The sequence below is a fragment of the Exiguobacterium sp. 8H genome (genome assembly GCF_902506255.1).
Classification (GTDB): domain Bacteria; phylum Bacillota; class Bacilli; order Exiguobacteriales; family Exiguobacteriaceae; genus Exiguobacterium; species Exiguobacterium profundum.
Window position 1 is genome coordinate 112240 of record NZ_LR733429.1, and the last position, 15133, is coordinate 127372.

18 protein-coding genes are annotated in these 15133 nt (G+C 46.7%); 12 read left to right on the forward strand and 6 right to left on the reverse strand.

The genetic code is table 11. From position 1 onward, the window contains the following. Positions 1–998: 998 nt before the first annotated feature. The 6 genes from GVY43_RS00525 to GVY43_RS00550 all read left to right on the forward strand — a co-directional run bounded on the left by GVY43_RS00525 (position 999) and on the right by GVY43_RS00550 (position 6555). A complete protein-coding gene (locus tag GVY43_RS00525; protein ID WP_159561944.1) occupies positions 999–1328 on the forward strand; it encodes a nucleoside triphosphate pyrophosphohydrolase in 330 nt (109 codons plus the stop codon). Then, a complete protein-coding gene (locus tag GVY43_RS00530) occupies positions 1321–3684 on the forward strand; it encodes a DEAD/DEAH box helicase family protein (protein WP_159561945.1) in 2364 nt (787 codons plus the stop codon). The genes GVY43_RS00525 and GVY43_RS00530 overlap by 8 nt, the downstream gene beginning before the upstream one ends. A 48-nt stretch (positions 3685–3732) precedes the next feature. Further along, complete coding sequence (locus GVY43_RS00535) at positions 3733–3990, forward strand: hypothetical protein (protein ID WP_026826554.1); 258 nt, start codon at positions 3733–3735, stop codon at positions 3988–3990. A 128-nt stretch (positions 3991–4118) separates the two neighbouring features. After that, a complete protein-coding gene (locus GVY43_RS00540) occupies positions 4119–5657 on the forward strand; it encodes a hypothetical protein (protein ID WP_159561946.1) in 1539 nt (512 codons plus the stop codon). Positions 5658–5747: 90 nt separating this feature from the next. Next, on the forward strand, positions 5748–6110 hold the full coding sequence (locus GVY43_RS00545) for a hypothetical protein (RefSeq protein ID WP_159561947.1): 363 nt from the start codon (positions 5748–5750) through the stop codon (positions 6108–6110). A gap of 13 nt (positions 6111–6123) precedes the next feature. Continuing rightward, the gene (locus tag GVY43_RS00550) at positions 6124–6555 is read left to right on the forward strand and encodes a stage III sporulation protein AH (RefSeq protein WP_236548904.1); all 432 of its coding nucleotides are present in this window, start codon (positions 6124–6126) and stop codon (positions 6553–6555) included. A 32-nt stretch (positions 6556–6587) separates the two neighbouring features. On the opposite strand, the gene GVY43_RS00555 is transcribed toward GVY43_RS00550, so the two are convergent. The 6 genes from GVY43_RS00555 to GVY43_RS00580 form a co-directional block, all read right to left on the reverse strand. After that, on the reverse strand, positions 6588–6866 hold the full coding sequence (locus tag GVY43_RS00555; protein ID WP_159561948.1) for a CPCC family cysteine-rich protein: 279 nt from the start codon (positions 6864–6866) through the stop codon (positions 6588–6590). A 79-nt stretch (positions 6867–6945) separates the two neighbouring features. Then, entirely contained in the window at positions 6946–7308 is a 363-nt protein-coding gene (locus tag GVY43_RS00560; RefSeq protein ID WP_159561949.1) for a DUF1304 domain-containing protein, read from the reverse strand. Position 7309: 1 nt separating this feature from the next. After that, the gene (locus tag GVY43_RS00565; RefSeq protein WP_026826548.1) at positions 7310–7594 is read right to left on the reverse strand and encodes a putative quinol monooxygenase; all 285 of its coding nucleotides are present in this window, start codon (positions 7592–7594) and stop codon (positions 7310–7312) included. Positions 7595–7621: 27 nt separating this feature from the next. Continuing rightward, entirely contained in the window at positions 7622–8260 is a 639-nt protein-coding gene (locus tag GVY43_RS00570; protein WP_159561950.1) for a nitroreductase family protein, read from the reverse strand. 23 nt (positions 8261–8283) lie between these two features. Further along, on the reverse strand, positions 8284–8694 hold the full coding sequence (locus GVY43_RS00575; protein WP_159561951.1) for a MarR family winged helix-turn-helix transcriptional regulator: 411 nt from the start codon (positions 8692–8694) through the stop codon (positions 8284–8286). 104 nt (positions 8695–8798) lie between these two features. Further along, positions 8799–9566 (reverse strand): hypothetical protein, encoded by a 768-nt coding sequence (locus tag GVY43_RS00580; protein WP_159561952.1) that lies wholly within the window; start codon positions 9564–9566, stop codon positions 8799–8801. 180 nt (positions 9567–9746) lie between these two features. On the opposite strand from GVY43_RS00580, the gene GVY43_RS00585 reads away from it, so the two are divergent. The 6 genes from GVY43_RS00585 (at position 9747) to GVY43_RS00610 (ending at position 15069) form a co-directional block, all read left to right on the forward strand. Beyond that, positions 9747–10136: a GntR family transcriptional regulator gene (locus GVY43_RS00585; protein ID WP_074037561.1), complete on the forward strand. Its 390-nt coding sequence runs from the start codon at positions 9747–9749 to the stop codon at positions 10134–10136. Continuing rightward, on the forward strand, positions 10123–11004 hold the full coding sequence (locus GVY43_RS00590) for an ABC transporter ATP-binding protein (RefSeq protein ID WP_159561953.1): 882 nt from the start codon (positions 10123–10125) through the stop codon (positions 11002–11004). Before GVY43_RS00585 ends, GVY43_RS00590 begins: the two co-directional genes overlap by 14 nt. Next, positions 10994–12124, forward strand: a complete 1131-nt coding sequence (locus GVY43_RS00595) for an ABC transporter permease subunit (protein ID WP_159561954.1) — start codon at positions 10994–10996, stop codon at positions 12122–12124. The genes GVY43_RS00590 and GVY43_RS00595 overlap by 11 nt, the downstream gene beginning before the upstream one ends. Positions 12125–12136: 12 nt before the next feature. Then, positions 12137–12601: a DUF4825 domain-containing protein gene (locus GVY43_RS00600; protein ID WP_015881085.1), complete on the forward strand. Its 465-nt coding sequence runs from the start codon at positions 12137–12139 to the stop codon at positions 12599–12601. Between the two features lie 136 nt (positions 12602–12737). Then, a complete protein-coding gene (locus tag GVY43_RS00605; protein ID WP_159561955.1) occupies positions 12738–14411 on the forward strand; it encodes an AMP-binding protein in 1674 nt (557 codons plus the stop codon). 79 nt (positions 14412–14490) lie between these two features. Next, the gene (locus GVY43_RS00610; RefSeq protein ID WP_074037553.1) at positions 14491–15069 is read left to right on the forward strand and encodes a TetR/AcrR family transcriptional regulator; all 579 of its coding nucleotides are present in this window, start codon (positions 14491–14493) and stop codon (positions 15067–15069) included. The last annotated feature ends 64 nt before the right edge of the window (positions 15070–15133 follow it).

The following is a 15133-nucleotide window of genomic DNA, read 5'->3' on the forward strand; positions in this document are numbered from 1 at the left end:
AACTCGCGGTGGAGCTGTCGGCATCCTCGTTGCTTCACCGTTGTCACGATGAGTACGAGTCGGCGAAATACATCGGCACGCCGAGCGTCTCTTAAATGAGTTAGTGACCTCTGAACTCCTTGCCTCGGTCCGTCGTAGCAATTCAGAAAGGCGCCATGCCATGCACCGAATTGATTGCCCCACTATTGAGGCTGAATTATGGTCTTTGATCGGCAGGAAGAGATATAACCAGATTTTTCGCTCGATGAACGTCGCGACACATGCCTTCGATTTCTCTCCTCCTGAGACGACGATGTCGAACTCTCAGTGCCCGAACGTTCGACGCCACTTGATCTCTGAGGACGTTTCGAGATTGGGAGTTTAATGTTGACACGTCAGCACATCTCGACAGCTTTTTTGATGTCTCCCTTTCTGGGCAGAATACGTTCACGAGCGTGTCGATTTGTCCCATATAAATCCAGTGATAGGTTGTCAAGATGGCAATTCTGTAATCGAAGAGACGATCGATAATCTGTTCCGGGGACCAGGTCCCACAAAACTTTTCAAGGATTGTCCGGCGCATCACGTTGTCAAGCTTCGTATTTGCGCCACAGTTGGTCTTCATCTTCACATAGAGTTCTTGTGCACTTTCTGACTCGTATCTGGAGTTCCGTCTGATTTCCCGCTAGACTGTCAAGGACTGTCGCCCAAACCCAATCGACCGGATGGATAATCTTGAGCTCTGGTAGGTCTCTATTTCACATGTTTCGTGGTGATGAGATGGCTATAGCTCACGAGATTACCTCTGTCTGAATGTATTTTTTGTGACCTCATTCTACACGAGAGAAGAGTCATAGGTTTTTTGTGTTCACATTTGGATGCTGTACTTAATTTTATAATTCATCATAGATAAATAAATACGTTGAAGTAATTTGACATTATAAAGTTATTATTTATGGAATTAATTTAGTTTGATTTTACCTAAGTTATGCAATTAGAGGAGGAAAGGAGTATTTAACATGACTAGATTTAATAAGTTGATCCGTGATCATATCCCTGAAATCATTCATGAATCAGGAAAAATACCGATTGTAAAGCAACTAAGCCAAGCAGAGCACTTCGAACAAGCACGATTGAAACTTTATGAAGAAATCAAAGAGTATGAAGAGACAAATATTGATGAAGAGTCGCTGGAAGAGTTAGCTGATATTTTGGAGTTGGTCTATACACTTGGGAACATGCATGGGGCAGACTTTGATGAATTGAATCAAATTCGTGAAGAGAAACGCAAAAAACGAGGCGGTTTTGAGAAGGGTCTATTTTTAGAAGAGGTCCTAGATCATGAGTGATTTACGACTCCATACGAGCAATCTTGGTATCCCTTTACAAGAACACATAGACGCGGCGACTGAAATTTATATGGTCGTCGCGTTTGCTCAAGTGTCGGGAGTGAAAGAATTATCCGCTTCGTTAAGTAAAGCGGGTGAACGCGGTGCTCAGATCAGAATCTTGGTTGGGGACTACCTATATCTCACCAACCCTGATGCGCTGGATATGCTGCTTAAAATCCCGAATATCGAGCTCAGGCTGTACCGTTCAAAGGGAAGGTCGTTCCATCCAAAGGCATATTTGTTCCGTACAATGGAAAGTAGTACATTTTTTGTCGGTTCCTCGAACTTGTCGCATAGTGCACTAAATCATGGAGTGGAATGGAATGTTGAAATTCCTTCGAATATATCAGAGGAAGTGTTTGAAGAGTCAGTCGCTGCGTTCCATGAATTATTTTATAGTGAATATGCGCAAATAATGAATCCAGTCTCGTTACAGCCTTATCGCGAAGAGTATGAAGCGCGAAAGGATCGAATGAAAGAATTGGAGGTCGCTGAACATTCTCCCGTCTACATAGAAGATGATTCGATTACCCCGACGTCTGTCCAAGACGCAGCGTTATTGGCACTCCGAGAAACGATGGCGGAAGGTCGGAAAAAGGCGATGCTCGTCTTGGCGACAGGATTAGGGAAAACGTATTTGAGTGCATTCTTTGCACGACAATTCAAACGTGTCCTTTTCGTCGCACATCAAAGAGAACTTTTGTTACAAGCAGAAAAGTCATTCCTCAATGTGGCGACCGACTGGAAGACCGGGTTACTACTCGGTGGTGAATCAAGAAATCAAGATACTGCTGACGTCGTGTTCGCCTCGATTCAAACGTTAGCTTCGAAACAAAGAATGGAGCAATATGACCCGGAGCAATTCGATTTGATAATCGTGGATGAGTTCCATCATTCGGCTGCTCCTTCCTACCGTCGGGTGCTAGATTATTTTCAACCGAAGTTCTTACTCGGTTTGACTGCAACGCCTGACCGTTTAGACGGAGGAGACGTATATGCACTTTGTGATGATAACGTCGCCTTCCAGATGCACTTTACGGAAGCGATTGAAGAATCGTTTTTAACCCCGTTTCATTACGTTGGAATCTATGATGAAATCGACTACTCTCAGATTCGTCTGATCAATGGACGTCGTTACGATCAAGAAGAGTTATTGGCAGAACAGTTAAAAGAAAGTGTTGCTGAGAAGATTTATAGAGCTTGGTCAGAGCATCATCAATCGAGAGCACTCGGCTTTTGTTCTTCCGTTATACAAGCTGAATATTTGGCTGATTATTTCAGGAGGCAGGGAGTACAAGCGGTAGCACTTCATAGTCAGGCCGATTATGATCGAACGGAAGTAATTGCCCAATTAAAGCAAGGACAATTGGACATCATTTTTGCAGTGAATTTATTTAATGAAGGTGTAGATATTCCTGAAATCGATACGCTATTGTTCTGTCGTCCGACTGAATCATTGACAGTATTCACCCAACAAATTGGACGAGGGCTACGTCTATCAAAAGGAAAGACGCATTGTACGATTATCGATTTGATTGGGAACTATAAAAACATTGATAAGAAACTGGCGCTATTGACGACAGGCGGTCCAGATTCACTGAAGAAGGTTCCAACATCAAATAACTTACCTACTTCGTGTAAAATCGAATTTGATTTAGAGACTGTCGATCTTTTGAAGAAAATGATGACTCGTTCCTCGACACGCCATCAATTATTAGAACGAAATTATTTCATGGTGAAGGAAGAGCTAGGGAGACGACCGACCTACCTAGAACTAATCCAACGAGGCGAATATTCATTGGAAGCTTATCAATCCGAAAGGAAGCACTTTGGTGGCTTCTTCGGTTTTCTAAAGAAGATTGGTGAGTTAACAGACGGTGAGTTAAATGTTTTTGAAAATATGTATCCTCTCTTGTATGAAGTTGAAGATACAAGAATGACAACAAGTTATAAGATGGTTGTATTATCGGTCATGTTAGAGCGGGGAGAACAAATGTGGTACGCTCCTTTGAAAGCATCTGATGCAGCTTATCCGTTCTATGAATACTTGACGAGCGTGCCTTATCGTCAACAGATTGATGGAAAGACGAAAGACTTTCAACAACCTTTCCATCAACAACGAATTGGAAAATTGTTGTTACGGATGCCATTCGATAAAATTGCCAGAGGACCGTTTTATGTAGAAAATGAAAGCCTACATATCGAATTCGATGAAGCGCTCCGCAATCCGATTGTTTATGAATGGGTGAACCAGATTGTAGAAGTTCGGTTACATTACTACTTCAGTCGGAAAGCACAACGAGCATACGATTAATCAATTCAGTTATTTATATTGACAGAAAAAGTAGAAAGGTGGGGTAATATGAAACGCCTGTTACTACGCAAAATCCAATTCGCCCTCCAACACCACGGTGGGACGGCGTCCTTGAAAGACATTTATGCGTATGTCGAAAAATCGTATTATCAACTCGAGCTCGATCGCTATAAAGATTGGAAAGGGCACGTCAATAAACAGATTCGTGCGCATTCTAGCGATTCAGCGAGCTTTACCGGGAAAGAGGACCTCTTTTATTCCACAGGAAATAAAGGCATTTGGGGCATCAGACAATCCAATAACTAACGGAAGCGGGACCAATTTCACTTGGTTCCGCTTTCAATGTTTACAAAACATCACACCCTATTGTCACACAATGTTCATTCCTGTACACTTCGATATTGTGTGCTAAAAATTATGTTAGGGGTTAGTCAATGGAACTTGTACAGCAATTATCTCAAATGCAACTGATCAACCAATTCTGGTTGCTTATGGCCTTCGTCATTCCAATGGTCATTTTATCTCGTATGGTCGTGGCTGGGACGCGCTTCTCGCCGATCCTCGTCATCGTCATCTTCGGTCTCGGTCTCGGATTCGGTATGGTCGAGCTCGGTATCGCGACACCGGGTCTTCCTGAATTCCCGCTCGTTGACTTCTTGTCACGGACGACAATCATCGCCTTAGTCGTTTCGTTCTTCGTCGGCGGACAAGAACTTCGTAAAATCTTGAGCAAGCAAGAGCTCGACATGGAGGACATCGTCGTTCCTTCTAAAGAAGAGATGTTCCTCGGGACAGGGCGTACGCAGTTCATCTTCATCCTTCGTTCATTCTTCTTGCTCGTCGGTTTGGAAGGGTTCTTCCGGATGGCGATCGAGCCAGGTACGGCAGAAGGGATTGCGCTTTACTACCCAATCCTCGCACTCCTCGGTCTTGCGGTGTCGTTCTTACTCATCGACCATAAAGCACAGATTCAGGACAAGAAAGTATACATGCAAAAAGGTGTCATCGAGACAGTCCTCTTGCTTGTCATCTTGTTCGTCTCGTTCCTGATTGCGACAGCAGTTCAGCCGATTATCGCACTTCCGCAAATCTTCTTTGCGATGTTGATTTCGTCAGCACTCGGTGCCATCTTCCATAACTGGACGTATGGACCGACTGTCCGCGCGCTTCTCTTCGCAGGGATTCCGGTCGTCTTGGCTGCCAACTTCATGGTCGGTGGTTCACGAATCGGTGATGCGTTCGCCATCGAAGGCATGAACTCGATTCTCGTGTACGGTTTCTTCGGCCAGTTGTTCTGGATGTTCGGTGGGATCGCACTCATCATGTGGTTCGCTCGCACAGGTCACATCCGTAACCTCGCGCCAGGTATGGCAGGGTCACTTTCACACAGTGGTCTCACAGGTGCTTGTACGGCTGGGGACTTCGGTCAAGTGGCGGCAAAACGTGCGCCAATCATGATCAACATCCCGTTCTTCGGACATATCTTCGTCTTCTCGATCCTCGCGATCAGTGCCGACAACGGCGCGCTCTGGATCTGGCCGACGATGATCATCGTCTTGGTCGGTCTCGCACTCACGGCGCTCGCGTTGAAAAACTTGCGTGCGGCGAACGGGGAAGACTTTAAAGAAGTCAAAGCCCTTATGCAGTTCTCATTCGGATGGCAGATGATGGCCGTCTTCGGTGGTCTCGTCATCTTGACGTTCAGCACGATTGCGTTTGATTACACGACGATGGCACAATCGTCAGCAATCTCGCACTTCGGCTTGTTCGCAGCGGTTCAAGGCGGTATGTTCGGGACGGAAGCATCGCTTCTCATCCCGCTCATCTTCTCGATGCCGTTCCTCGTGCACCCGATCGTCTTCTACATGTTCGGGAAAGCACTCGACAACAATGGCGAAATGCCACGTGTGCCAGTATATGCGATGGCACTCGTCGGTGTCGTCGGTGTATCTGCAGCGATTTTCGCCTTATAATTGAACTCCGCTCTGACTTCGGTCAGGGCGGTTTTTTATTTGATAATTTTGATATGGTAGACTTTGGATAGTGAAAGCGGGGGAGAGTATATGAGAAAATGGGTATTCATCGGTTTTATCGGGTTGATTATAACCAGAGTTTGGATTGCACCATTGTATACGACTAGTCCAGATATGGATGACTTTGTACACTGGTTCGAGGAAACGTATTCGGTACAATGCGAAGATGACAGCTGTGATTCGTTCAACCTGATTGGGGATCAGACGAATATATATGTGAATGAAGAGGGGTATATGAAACAATCCAGTGGCTTTTTCACTTTCAACATGGAGGTAAGGGGATTATACCGAAGTGTCGAAGAACCCGAACGAGTCGGAACGATTGAAGTGAGATGGAATCAAGATTCGTTCGAGGTTATGGAAGAGACAGGCATATTTGTTACTTCACCATAGGGGGCTTGAGAGCATGCTGATGATCACTCAAGATGTAAAGGGAGATCGCTATGAGGCGCTCATCGATGTTTTGCTTGAGCACTGCACTCACTTTGCGTTCGTGGAAGACAGACGCCGAATGGAAATTGAAGAGGAGCGTCTAGCGTATATGGATGTACTGACTGAAGAGATTCGTTGGGATTTGAGGGAACGAACCATCGTAAGTGAATGGGAGACGACTAGATTGTCAGGAGATACGGCGTATCTATATTCGTTCCATATGAATTATCTGACAGCACAGTTTCTAAAAGAGCATGGTGGCTCATTGTTCGGATGGATCCATCCGGAACTTCCCGAAGACTTGATGTTTTATGTGGGGGATACGTGCGTGCTCGCGGTATGCTCCCATGAATCGTTCTTTGTCGTCGATGAAGAGATGTGGGAGCATTTTAGATTAGATGAATGATTAAGGTCACCTCTTATATGGGTGACCTTGTATTAAGTCAACTTGCTAGAGAAGGGTCTCCAGTCTGGGTCTTTTCTGTCGTGTTTATTCGGTTTTCTGACATCATCACAAAAGAGCCGTTCACTCGCACCAAATTGGATGTAATTCTGTTGAGCCTGTCGAAGCGACACCGTATTCGCACCGCCTTCATAATCGGGATCGTCGAATTGAACCCCGTCATTCTCCCAAAAGCAGATTCGACAAATGTCGTATGTGCCTGGAGGTTCCTCTTCTAACGTCTGGTAGCCACAGCATGGGCATGTGTATCTCACCATCATCACCTCACTATTTAGTATAGAGGATACAAGCAAAAAGCGTCCGACCTTTTCACCAGGTCGAACGCTTTTTCTATCATAAAATAAACATCGATACCAACGTCAAGATGGCAAGCCCACCTTGTGTCAGAATAATCTTCTTGTCACTCGTGATACTGCCATATAGGGCAACGAGAATGATATAGAGCAGAATCATGGTGACAATCTCGACCGGGTTGGGGGAAAGATAGAGTCCGTACAAGAGCCCGACCCCAATCAATCCGTTATAGACGCCTTGATTTTTGAACAAAACCGACACCGAGTCTCTCGTTAGCTCGTCTTTCGACATACGGAAGACGCGTGACGTCGACGAGGATGCCGTCGCAATCGTCTCTAAATAGAAGATATAGAAGAATTCGATGACGACAAGCGTTCCGAGCACAAGGGTGAGCGTCGACATATTAGTTGACCGCTGCTACTTGTACCACTGGTTTTGCAGACACGTAGTTCGCCACGTTTTGTGCGAAGTTGATGAGGACCGGGTTTTGGTTGTGCTGCTCGAGAGCGGCTTGGTCTTCCCAGTTCTCGATCATGACGAAACGGTTCTCGACAGACGTTGACTCGTATAGGTCATATCCGACGCAGCCCGCTTCTTGTTTTGATGAGTCGATCAAGACTTGGATGTCACGCAAGAAGTTCTCGCGTTGTGATGCTTGGATATCGAATGTGGCGTTGACTAAGATCATGGTTGATTCCTCCGATTGTGTGGTGAATTATTTGAACGATGTGACCGTTTGAGCGTCAAGACGTACAGATTGGTAACCTTCTTCTGCCGCTTTCCCAACAGACAAGATCATGACTGGTACATAACGGTCTTTGTCGAGACCGAACGCTTCTGCGAGTTGGTCTTTCTCGAAACCACCGATTGGGTTCGTGTCATAGCCGTGTGCACGTGCTGTGAGCATGAATTGCATCGCAGCGAGACTCGCATCGATCTTCACGATGTCGTTCATCTCTTGTTTCGAGAGGTTTTTGTAGTAAGGGATGATTGCGCCGAGCTGTTGATCACGCACTTCTTGTGGCATTTTACCTTCTGCGACCGCTTGATCGTAGATTTGTTCGCCGTACTCGTAGCACTCCATGTCTCCGAAGATGAGGAGCATCGCTGCAGACGAATCGTTTTGACGTGTGTTGAAACGGATGAGTGGTTTGAGCGTCTCTTTCGCTTCTGGGCTCTCGATGACGACGAAGCGCCATGGTTGCATGTTGACCGATGATGGGGCAGTCGTTGCTTCTTGAATCATCTCGAGCATTTCTTCTTGTGAGATTTTCACGTTCTCGTCATAGACACGGATTGATTTACGACCGAACATGACGTCTGTAAATGTATTGTTTTCGAATGTAGTTGCCATTGGTGAATTCCTTCTTTCTCTGTTTAGGCGTGACTGTTCAATTTTTGAAGCAGCCCGGATAAGTGTTGAATCTCTTCAGCGGACAAGGCTTGTAAGACGAGATGGTTGGCCCGTTCGTCTCGCTCGCAGTGCCCGAGGTCTTGCTCTGCTTTCTCTGTCACACGGACGAACATCTCGCGATGGTTCTCCGCGTTCCGCTCTCTGACGACATACCCTTTCTCTTCAAGGATTTTCAAATGTCGGGTGATGGCAGCATTGTCGATTTTCATCTCTTCTTTAATCACGCGTTGCGAACAAACGCCTCGTTCTTTGACGACTTGTAACATCTCGTAGCGGGTCAGGCTGAAGCCCGTTTCCCGTTCGAACGACGATGCGACGTTTTGTTCCGCCAACTTGATTTGGTAAAGTAATCGGCTGATTTCACGTAGGTCCATTGCGTCCCACCTTTCTCAATTGACTTATCAATCGTTGACTTGTCAAACGATACAACGTTTTGGATTGCCTGTAAAGTCAAACGCTCAAAAAAGACGACACCGGATTATTGTGTCGTCTCTTCTTCGATAGGGGTGCCATCAAATCGATATTCTGTCGTGAATGTCGTCTCGTCGAATCCATACATTCGGTCGTAGGCATTCAAGTCCTCAATCGTCCGCACGTCGAGGAAGGATGGGTCGATGTCAGACGCTTTGCGCGTGAACATCATGTACCGTTCTGTGTAATCGTCATTTCCTCCAGGCTTTCCGTCGAACGAGAAGTGAATCCAATAGACATCGGATTCCACTTCGCGCATGACGTCGAGAATCCGTTGTTTCTGTTCGTCCGTATTGTTCCAGTCTTCATGAAACATGATCGAGACGTCGAGATACGTCTTCGGATTTGTTTCATAAATGGACGTCGGGGTCGGGGAGATGTTCGCTTGCACATCATCGGACACGCCAATCGGCACCTCCGCACGGACAGTCTCTTCCTCTTTTAGGATTCCTTCCGACACGAGCCGTTCGTGAATCGTCCGCTCTGCCTCGCGTTCCCAATATGTCTCGAGCACGTTATCGTGGATGGAGCCGTCACTGTACGTCACGAGAAAATAAGTGCCAGCGAACGGTTCCTTCGTCAATGTCACTTCTCCGGTATAACCTCCCATATGCCAGTCGCGTGATAGCTTGATGTCGGGTTGTTCATTGTACGTTTCCTTCACATACGCGTTGTATGTCTCCCGTGCCTCTGACTTTTCATGCGTCGTATATACGAAGAGCCCGCCAGCGAGAAGCCCGACTGCCATACCTGCTATGATTCGTTTTCTGATCATTTCGTCACCTCTCGTTCAATCTACCTGATATTGAAGGAGAATACCTCGGTCCAAAGTCTTATTCAAATCATTTCCATTTCGCTGTAAACTAAAAGTGCCCTCAAAGAACTATTGTAATTGCGTGTACTAATACATATAATACACTTAAAGAGTAACATTGATTATGAGAGGGTGTGACCCATGTTATACAAAATCGATATGAAAAGTTCAGAACCGCTATACGAGCAAATCGTCAATCAAACGAAAGAACTTGTTATCCGTGGAATTTTACGACCAGGAGATAAGGTGATGTCCGTGCGTGAACTCGCCACCGATCTCGTCATCAATCCGAATACGGTCAGTAAGGCGTATCAGGAGTTGGAACGGCTCGGGCTGCTCGAGATGCGACGTGGACGTGGGACGTTCGTCTCCGAGGACTGGGTGGACGATGATGCGGCACGTGAGCCGGTCATCGCCTCGATCAAAAAGATTGCGATCGATTGCCACTATGCGAACGTGCCGTTAGACGAAGCCATTGACGTATTGCGAACGGAATATGAGAAAGTAGGGAAATCCAATGCTGAAAGTTGAACAGTTAAGTAAAAAAATTGACCGTCAAACGATACTCGATGGCATCGACTTTACGGTCGAATCTGGAGAAATCATTGCGCTCGTCGGACGTAACGGTGCCGGTAAGACAACGCTTCTCCGCACGATGGTCGGCATCATTCGCCCAGATATGGGCGACGTGCTCTATGGTTCGAAAAGTATCTTTAAAAATGCGGGATTGAAGCGTGACGTCATCTTCGTACCGGATTCAGCCGATGCGCTCAAAAATTATACGGTGAACGAGGCGACGGACCTGTATGAATCGATCTATCCATCCTTCAACCGTACCGTCTTCCGTGAGACATTGACACGATACAACATCGACAACAAAAAGATCCGCCAGCTTTCTAAAGGACAAAAGGCACTCGTGACGTTATCACTCGCCTTCGCCGTCCAAGCGAAGTACTACCTGCTCGACGAACCGACGGACGGACTTGATGTCGTCGCCAAATCCGATGTGTTAAAACTGATGATTGCCCAAGTCGAGAATCGGAACTGCTCGATCATCGTCTCAAGTCACCAACTCCATGAACTCGAACGCATCGCTGACCGCATCATCATGATTGAGAATGGACGTGTCAAAGCGATCTTGTCACTCGAAGAGGCACGTGCCCTCAGCATCAAGTGGCAAGTCGTCTTCAACGACCATGTCCCGGTCGAACTGCTCGAACGAAAAGATATCGAAATCATCAGCGTGACGGGACGTGTCGTGCTATTCATGGCGAAAGAACGGACGGAAGAGCTCGAAACGTTCATCGATTCATATAATCCGATGCTCATCGAAGAGATTCCGATGTCTCTTGAAGACGTCTTCCGTGTCCAGTTAGGAGGAGAAGCCCATGTTGTCTAAAGTATTGTTAAAGAAAGATTGGAAACAAGTGTCGTTGCTTTGGATGCTGCTCGTCTTCTTAGGCGTCGTCGCCTTCACTGTGCCGGCTTGGACACAATTCGAACAGTTTGATGAGCAGATTAAAGATGCACGAGCGAATTCTGTAGATTACGGGATCCCGTTTGAAGAACGAGATCGCCTGACGGTTGAGTCCTTCTTCGACCCTGATTCGAGTTTAGCTTTCTATCTTGGTGACATAGGTGATGTCATTCCGGTAGGACCAGTTGTATTCTTATTCGTCGTGTTTAGTGCGCTCATGGCCACGTCGCTCATTGGTGCCGAACGAAACAGTCAAATGTCGGACTTTTCGATGTCGCTCCCCTTCACCCGCACCCAGCTGTACATATCAAAATGGGTGTTGGGGGCAAGTGGGATTATCATGTCCACGCTGTTAGGAAGTATCGCGATGTTTGCATTGGTCGCCACTTCCCGTTATTCCTTCTTATTAGAAGGGACCGTATTTAAATCGATCGTGATCGTCCTGTATGTCGCCTTGATTGGGATCTCGTTATTCTCGTTGGCTTTATGGATGGGATCGTTCGGTGGGGAATCGATTTCTCAATCAGTGTGGTCGTTTGTCGCCTTGATTTTCCCGTTAGGAATTCTCGCATTGATTCAAGGATCAGCTTACTCGCTGACTGGTCGAGGTGATGCGTTGGGTTGGTTAATCGATTCAGCTTATGAAAGTGTATTTATTCAAGCCATCTCACCACTCGGTAACTTGATGAATTTATCTTTATATGAATACATTCGATCCGATCAGTATTGGCAAGAGTTCGTCACGATTAGCATTCCATCGTCTATCGTCTTTATCGTCTTGTCATTATGGTTAGGAGCTTGGATGTACAATCGTGCACCACAAGAAAACAACGGTCGTTTCTTCATGTTCAACAACTGGTTATGGCTCGTCCACATTATCATCGTTGGATGTATCGCGATGTTCACAGGAATTGTGTTCACGACATTCACGTATCAAGCGAACAGTATGTTGTACATCGTAGGCTTTGTGATCGGAGCGTTCTTAGCACACTTACTCGCTAAGCGTTTGCTTTACCGCTTCAACTTGAGACTCAAATCGTAAGGAGGGACACCTATGAAACGCTTCTGTCTGTTGCTCGTACTCGTCATCTCACTGGCAGGATGTATGAACCCGGAACCGGACGCCTTTGAATACAAAGGGGCGAAAGTCGGGGACAATGCAGCCGTCGTCGGCATTGCCGGAAGTTTGCCGCTACATGAATGCTATCGATCGGTCGAACTGCAGACGAAGAAGCGTCCTTATGGGTTGACCGTCCGTTACGAAGACCCGGGTATGGAACGAGCGGAACAAGAACATCTGGCGATTCGGAATGCGGCTGCCTATTTCACCCTCATCCCGAACGCCGAAATCGTCCGTTTTGCTTTCCCGAACCGGACCTATGCCTTCTCTCGACCTGAAATGGAGGCATGGTTCGGGACTGACTTCTCAAATATTCGTCATGAAAAAGAATTGCAACAACTCATGAATCAGAAGCTTGAAAAACTGGATTCGAAAGATTCCTATTTTAGGCGGGTATGACAGCGATTGGATGACAAATCCAATCGCTTTTTTTGATATTTTCTGAAAATTATCGGGTAAAGGGTAGATGAAAGCGTTTTCTTAGCATTATAATTGGGTTAACTGAATGAGTATTCATTTCCAAGGAGGAACAGCGATGAACAAACCGTGGTTACAAGATTACCCAGAAGGAATGCCCCAGTCAATCGATTATGAGGTAAAGCCGCTCTATGAGGCGTTGTCTCGCGCAGCAAAGGATTATCCAAATCGTACGGCCGTCTCCTTTATCGGAAAGGAGTGGACATTCGCGGAAATCGATGATGCCGCACGTCGACTCGGAACGATGCTTCAAGCGAAAGGGCTTGAAAAAGGCGACCGAGTCAGCCTCATGCTTCCAAACTGTCCTCAATACGTCATCTCGTTCTATGCCGTACTCTATGCAGGAGGGACGGTCGTCCAGACGAACCCACTCTATACGGAACGTGAGCTAGAAAACCTCGTCACGGACGCAGGTGTCAAAATCGTCATCACCCTCGATCTGTTATATCCGAAAACGCTTCGCGTCAGTGAGAAGACGGAGATTCAAACCGTGATCACGACGAGTATCGCTGATTACTTACCATTCCCGAAAAACAAACTGTATCCAATCAAAGTGAAACGTGAGAACAATATCGTCATCGATACGACCGGATCGACGCCGTTCAAAAATTATAAAGACTTTAACCCTATCACGCCACTCGACATCGAACCGAAAGAAGATGTCGCCGTTCTTCAATACACTGGGGGGACGACGGGACTTCCGAAAGGCGTCATGTTGACCCACTTCAACTTGACGGCGAACGCGGATCAAATCACGAACTTATTCTATAAGTATAATCGTGGGGACGAGAAACGCGTCTTGTGTGTCGTACCGTTCTTCCACGTCTATGGGATGTCGTGCTGTCTGAACTTCGGGGTCACGAACGGCTATGAGCTCGTCCTCGTACCACGTTTCGAAGTGACGGATGTCTTGAAGACGATTCAGAAGAAAAAGCCACACTTCTTCCCGGGCGCACCAACGATGTATGTCGGAATCTTGAACGACCCGAAACTGAAGAAGTACGATTTGTCTTCGATCGAGGCATGTATCTCGGGTTCGGCTCCGCTTCCGATCGAAGTGCAAGAGGAGTTTGAGAAGATCACGGGTGGTCGCATTGTCGAAGGGTACGGTTTGTCTGAGACGTCGCCGGTCACGCATGCGAACTTCTTGTGGGATAAACGGATTGTTGGCTCAATCGGTGCCCCGTTATCGGATACTTCTGCTAAAATAGTAAAAGCAGACGGAGAAACAGAGGCGGACATCGGTGAAATCGGGGAGATCATGCTGAGCGGTCCACAAGTCATGAAAGGCTACTGGCAGAAACCGGAGGAAACGGCAGCCGTCTTGAAAGATGGGTGGCTCGCAACCGGTGACCTCGGCTACATGGGCGAGGACGGGTTCTTCTATATTGTCGACCGGAAGAAGGACATGATCATCGCAGGTGGCTTTAATGTCTATCCGCGTGAAATCGAAGAAGTCCTCTACGAACATCCGGCCGTGAAGGAAGCGGTCTGTATCGGTGTCCCAGATCCATATCGGGGTGAGACGGTCAAAGCGTTTATCGTCCTTCGCGATGGCTCGAGTGTGACGGAAGAAGAACTCGACAAACATTGTCGTGAGAAGCTTGCGGCCTATAAAGTGCCGAAGTTGTATGAGTTCCGCGACGAGTTGCCGAAGACGTTCGTCGGTAAGATTTTACGCCGTGTCCTCGTCGACGAAGAGAAGGCCAAACAAGTGAAACAAAGCAGTTGACACCAAGCGTACGCATGATAGAATAATAAATGAATGAACCATCATTCATTTTTCTGCAACGGTAAGGAGCTTGGGGTTAATGACAAATCATATTTCGAAAAGTGACCGAATCATTGATGCGGCGGTCAAAGTAATTGCCAATCATGGCTATCACGGTGCAAAGGTGACAGCCATCGCCAAAGAGGCGGGTGTCGCGGACGGCACGATCTATTTGTACTTTAAAAACAAGGAGCATCTCTTAATCGAATTGTTCCAAGCGAAGATGGGGCTGTTCATCGACTACTCGAAACAACAAATCGAGAGCGAGACGTCAGCCGGGAGTAAGTTGTATCAGTTGATTGAATCACATTTGAAGCAACTGTCGGCAGATTACGACCTCGCCGTCGTGACACAAATCGAATTGCGGCAGTCGAACTTGGTGCTTCGCCAAAAAATCGGAGAAGTGCTCAAACCATATTTGAACTTAATCGATTCTGTCGTCAAACACGGAATCGAGACAGGAGAGTTTGACAAGGATTTAGACTATCGACTCGCCCGTCAGATGATTTTCGGCACGATTGATGAGGTTGTGACGAGTTGGATGGCGAGCGGCTTCAAGTATGATCTGTTGTCGACGCTTCCAAATGTGCACCATATGTTGAAAAAAGGGCTTACGTAACAGTGAGCCCTATCACTAGCTCAAAAAATGAATGCTGATTCATGAATGATGGGAAAGAATTGAC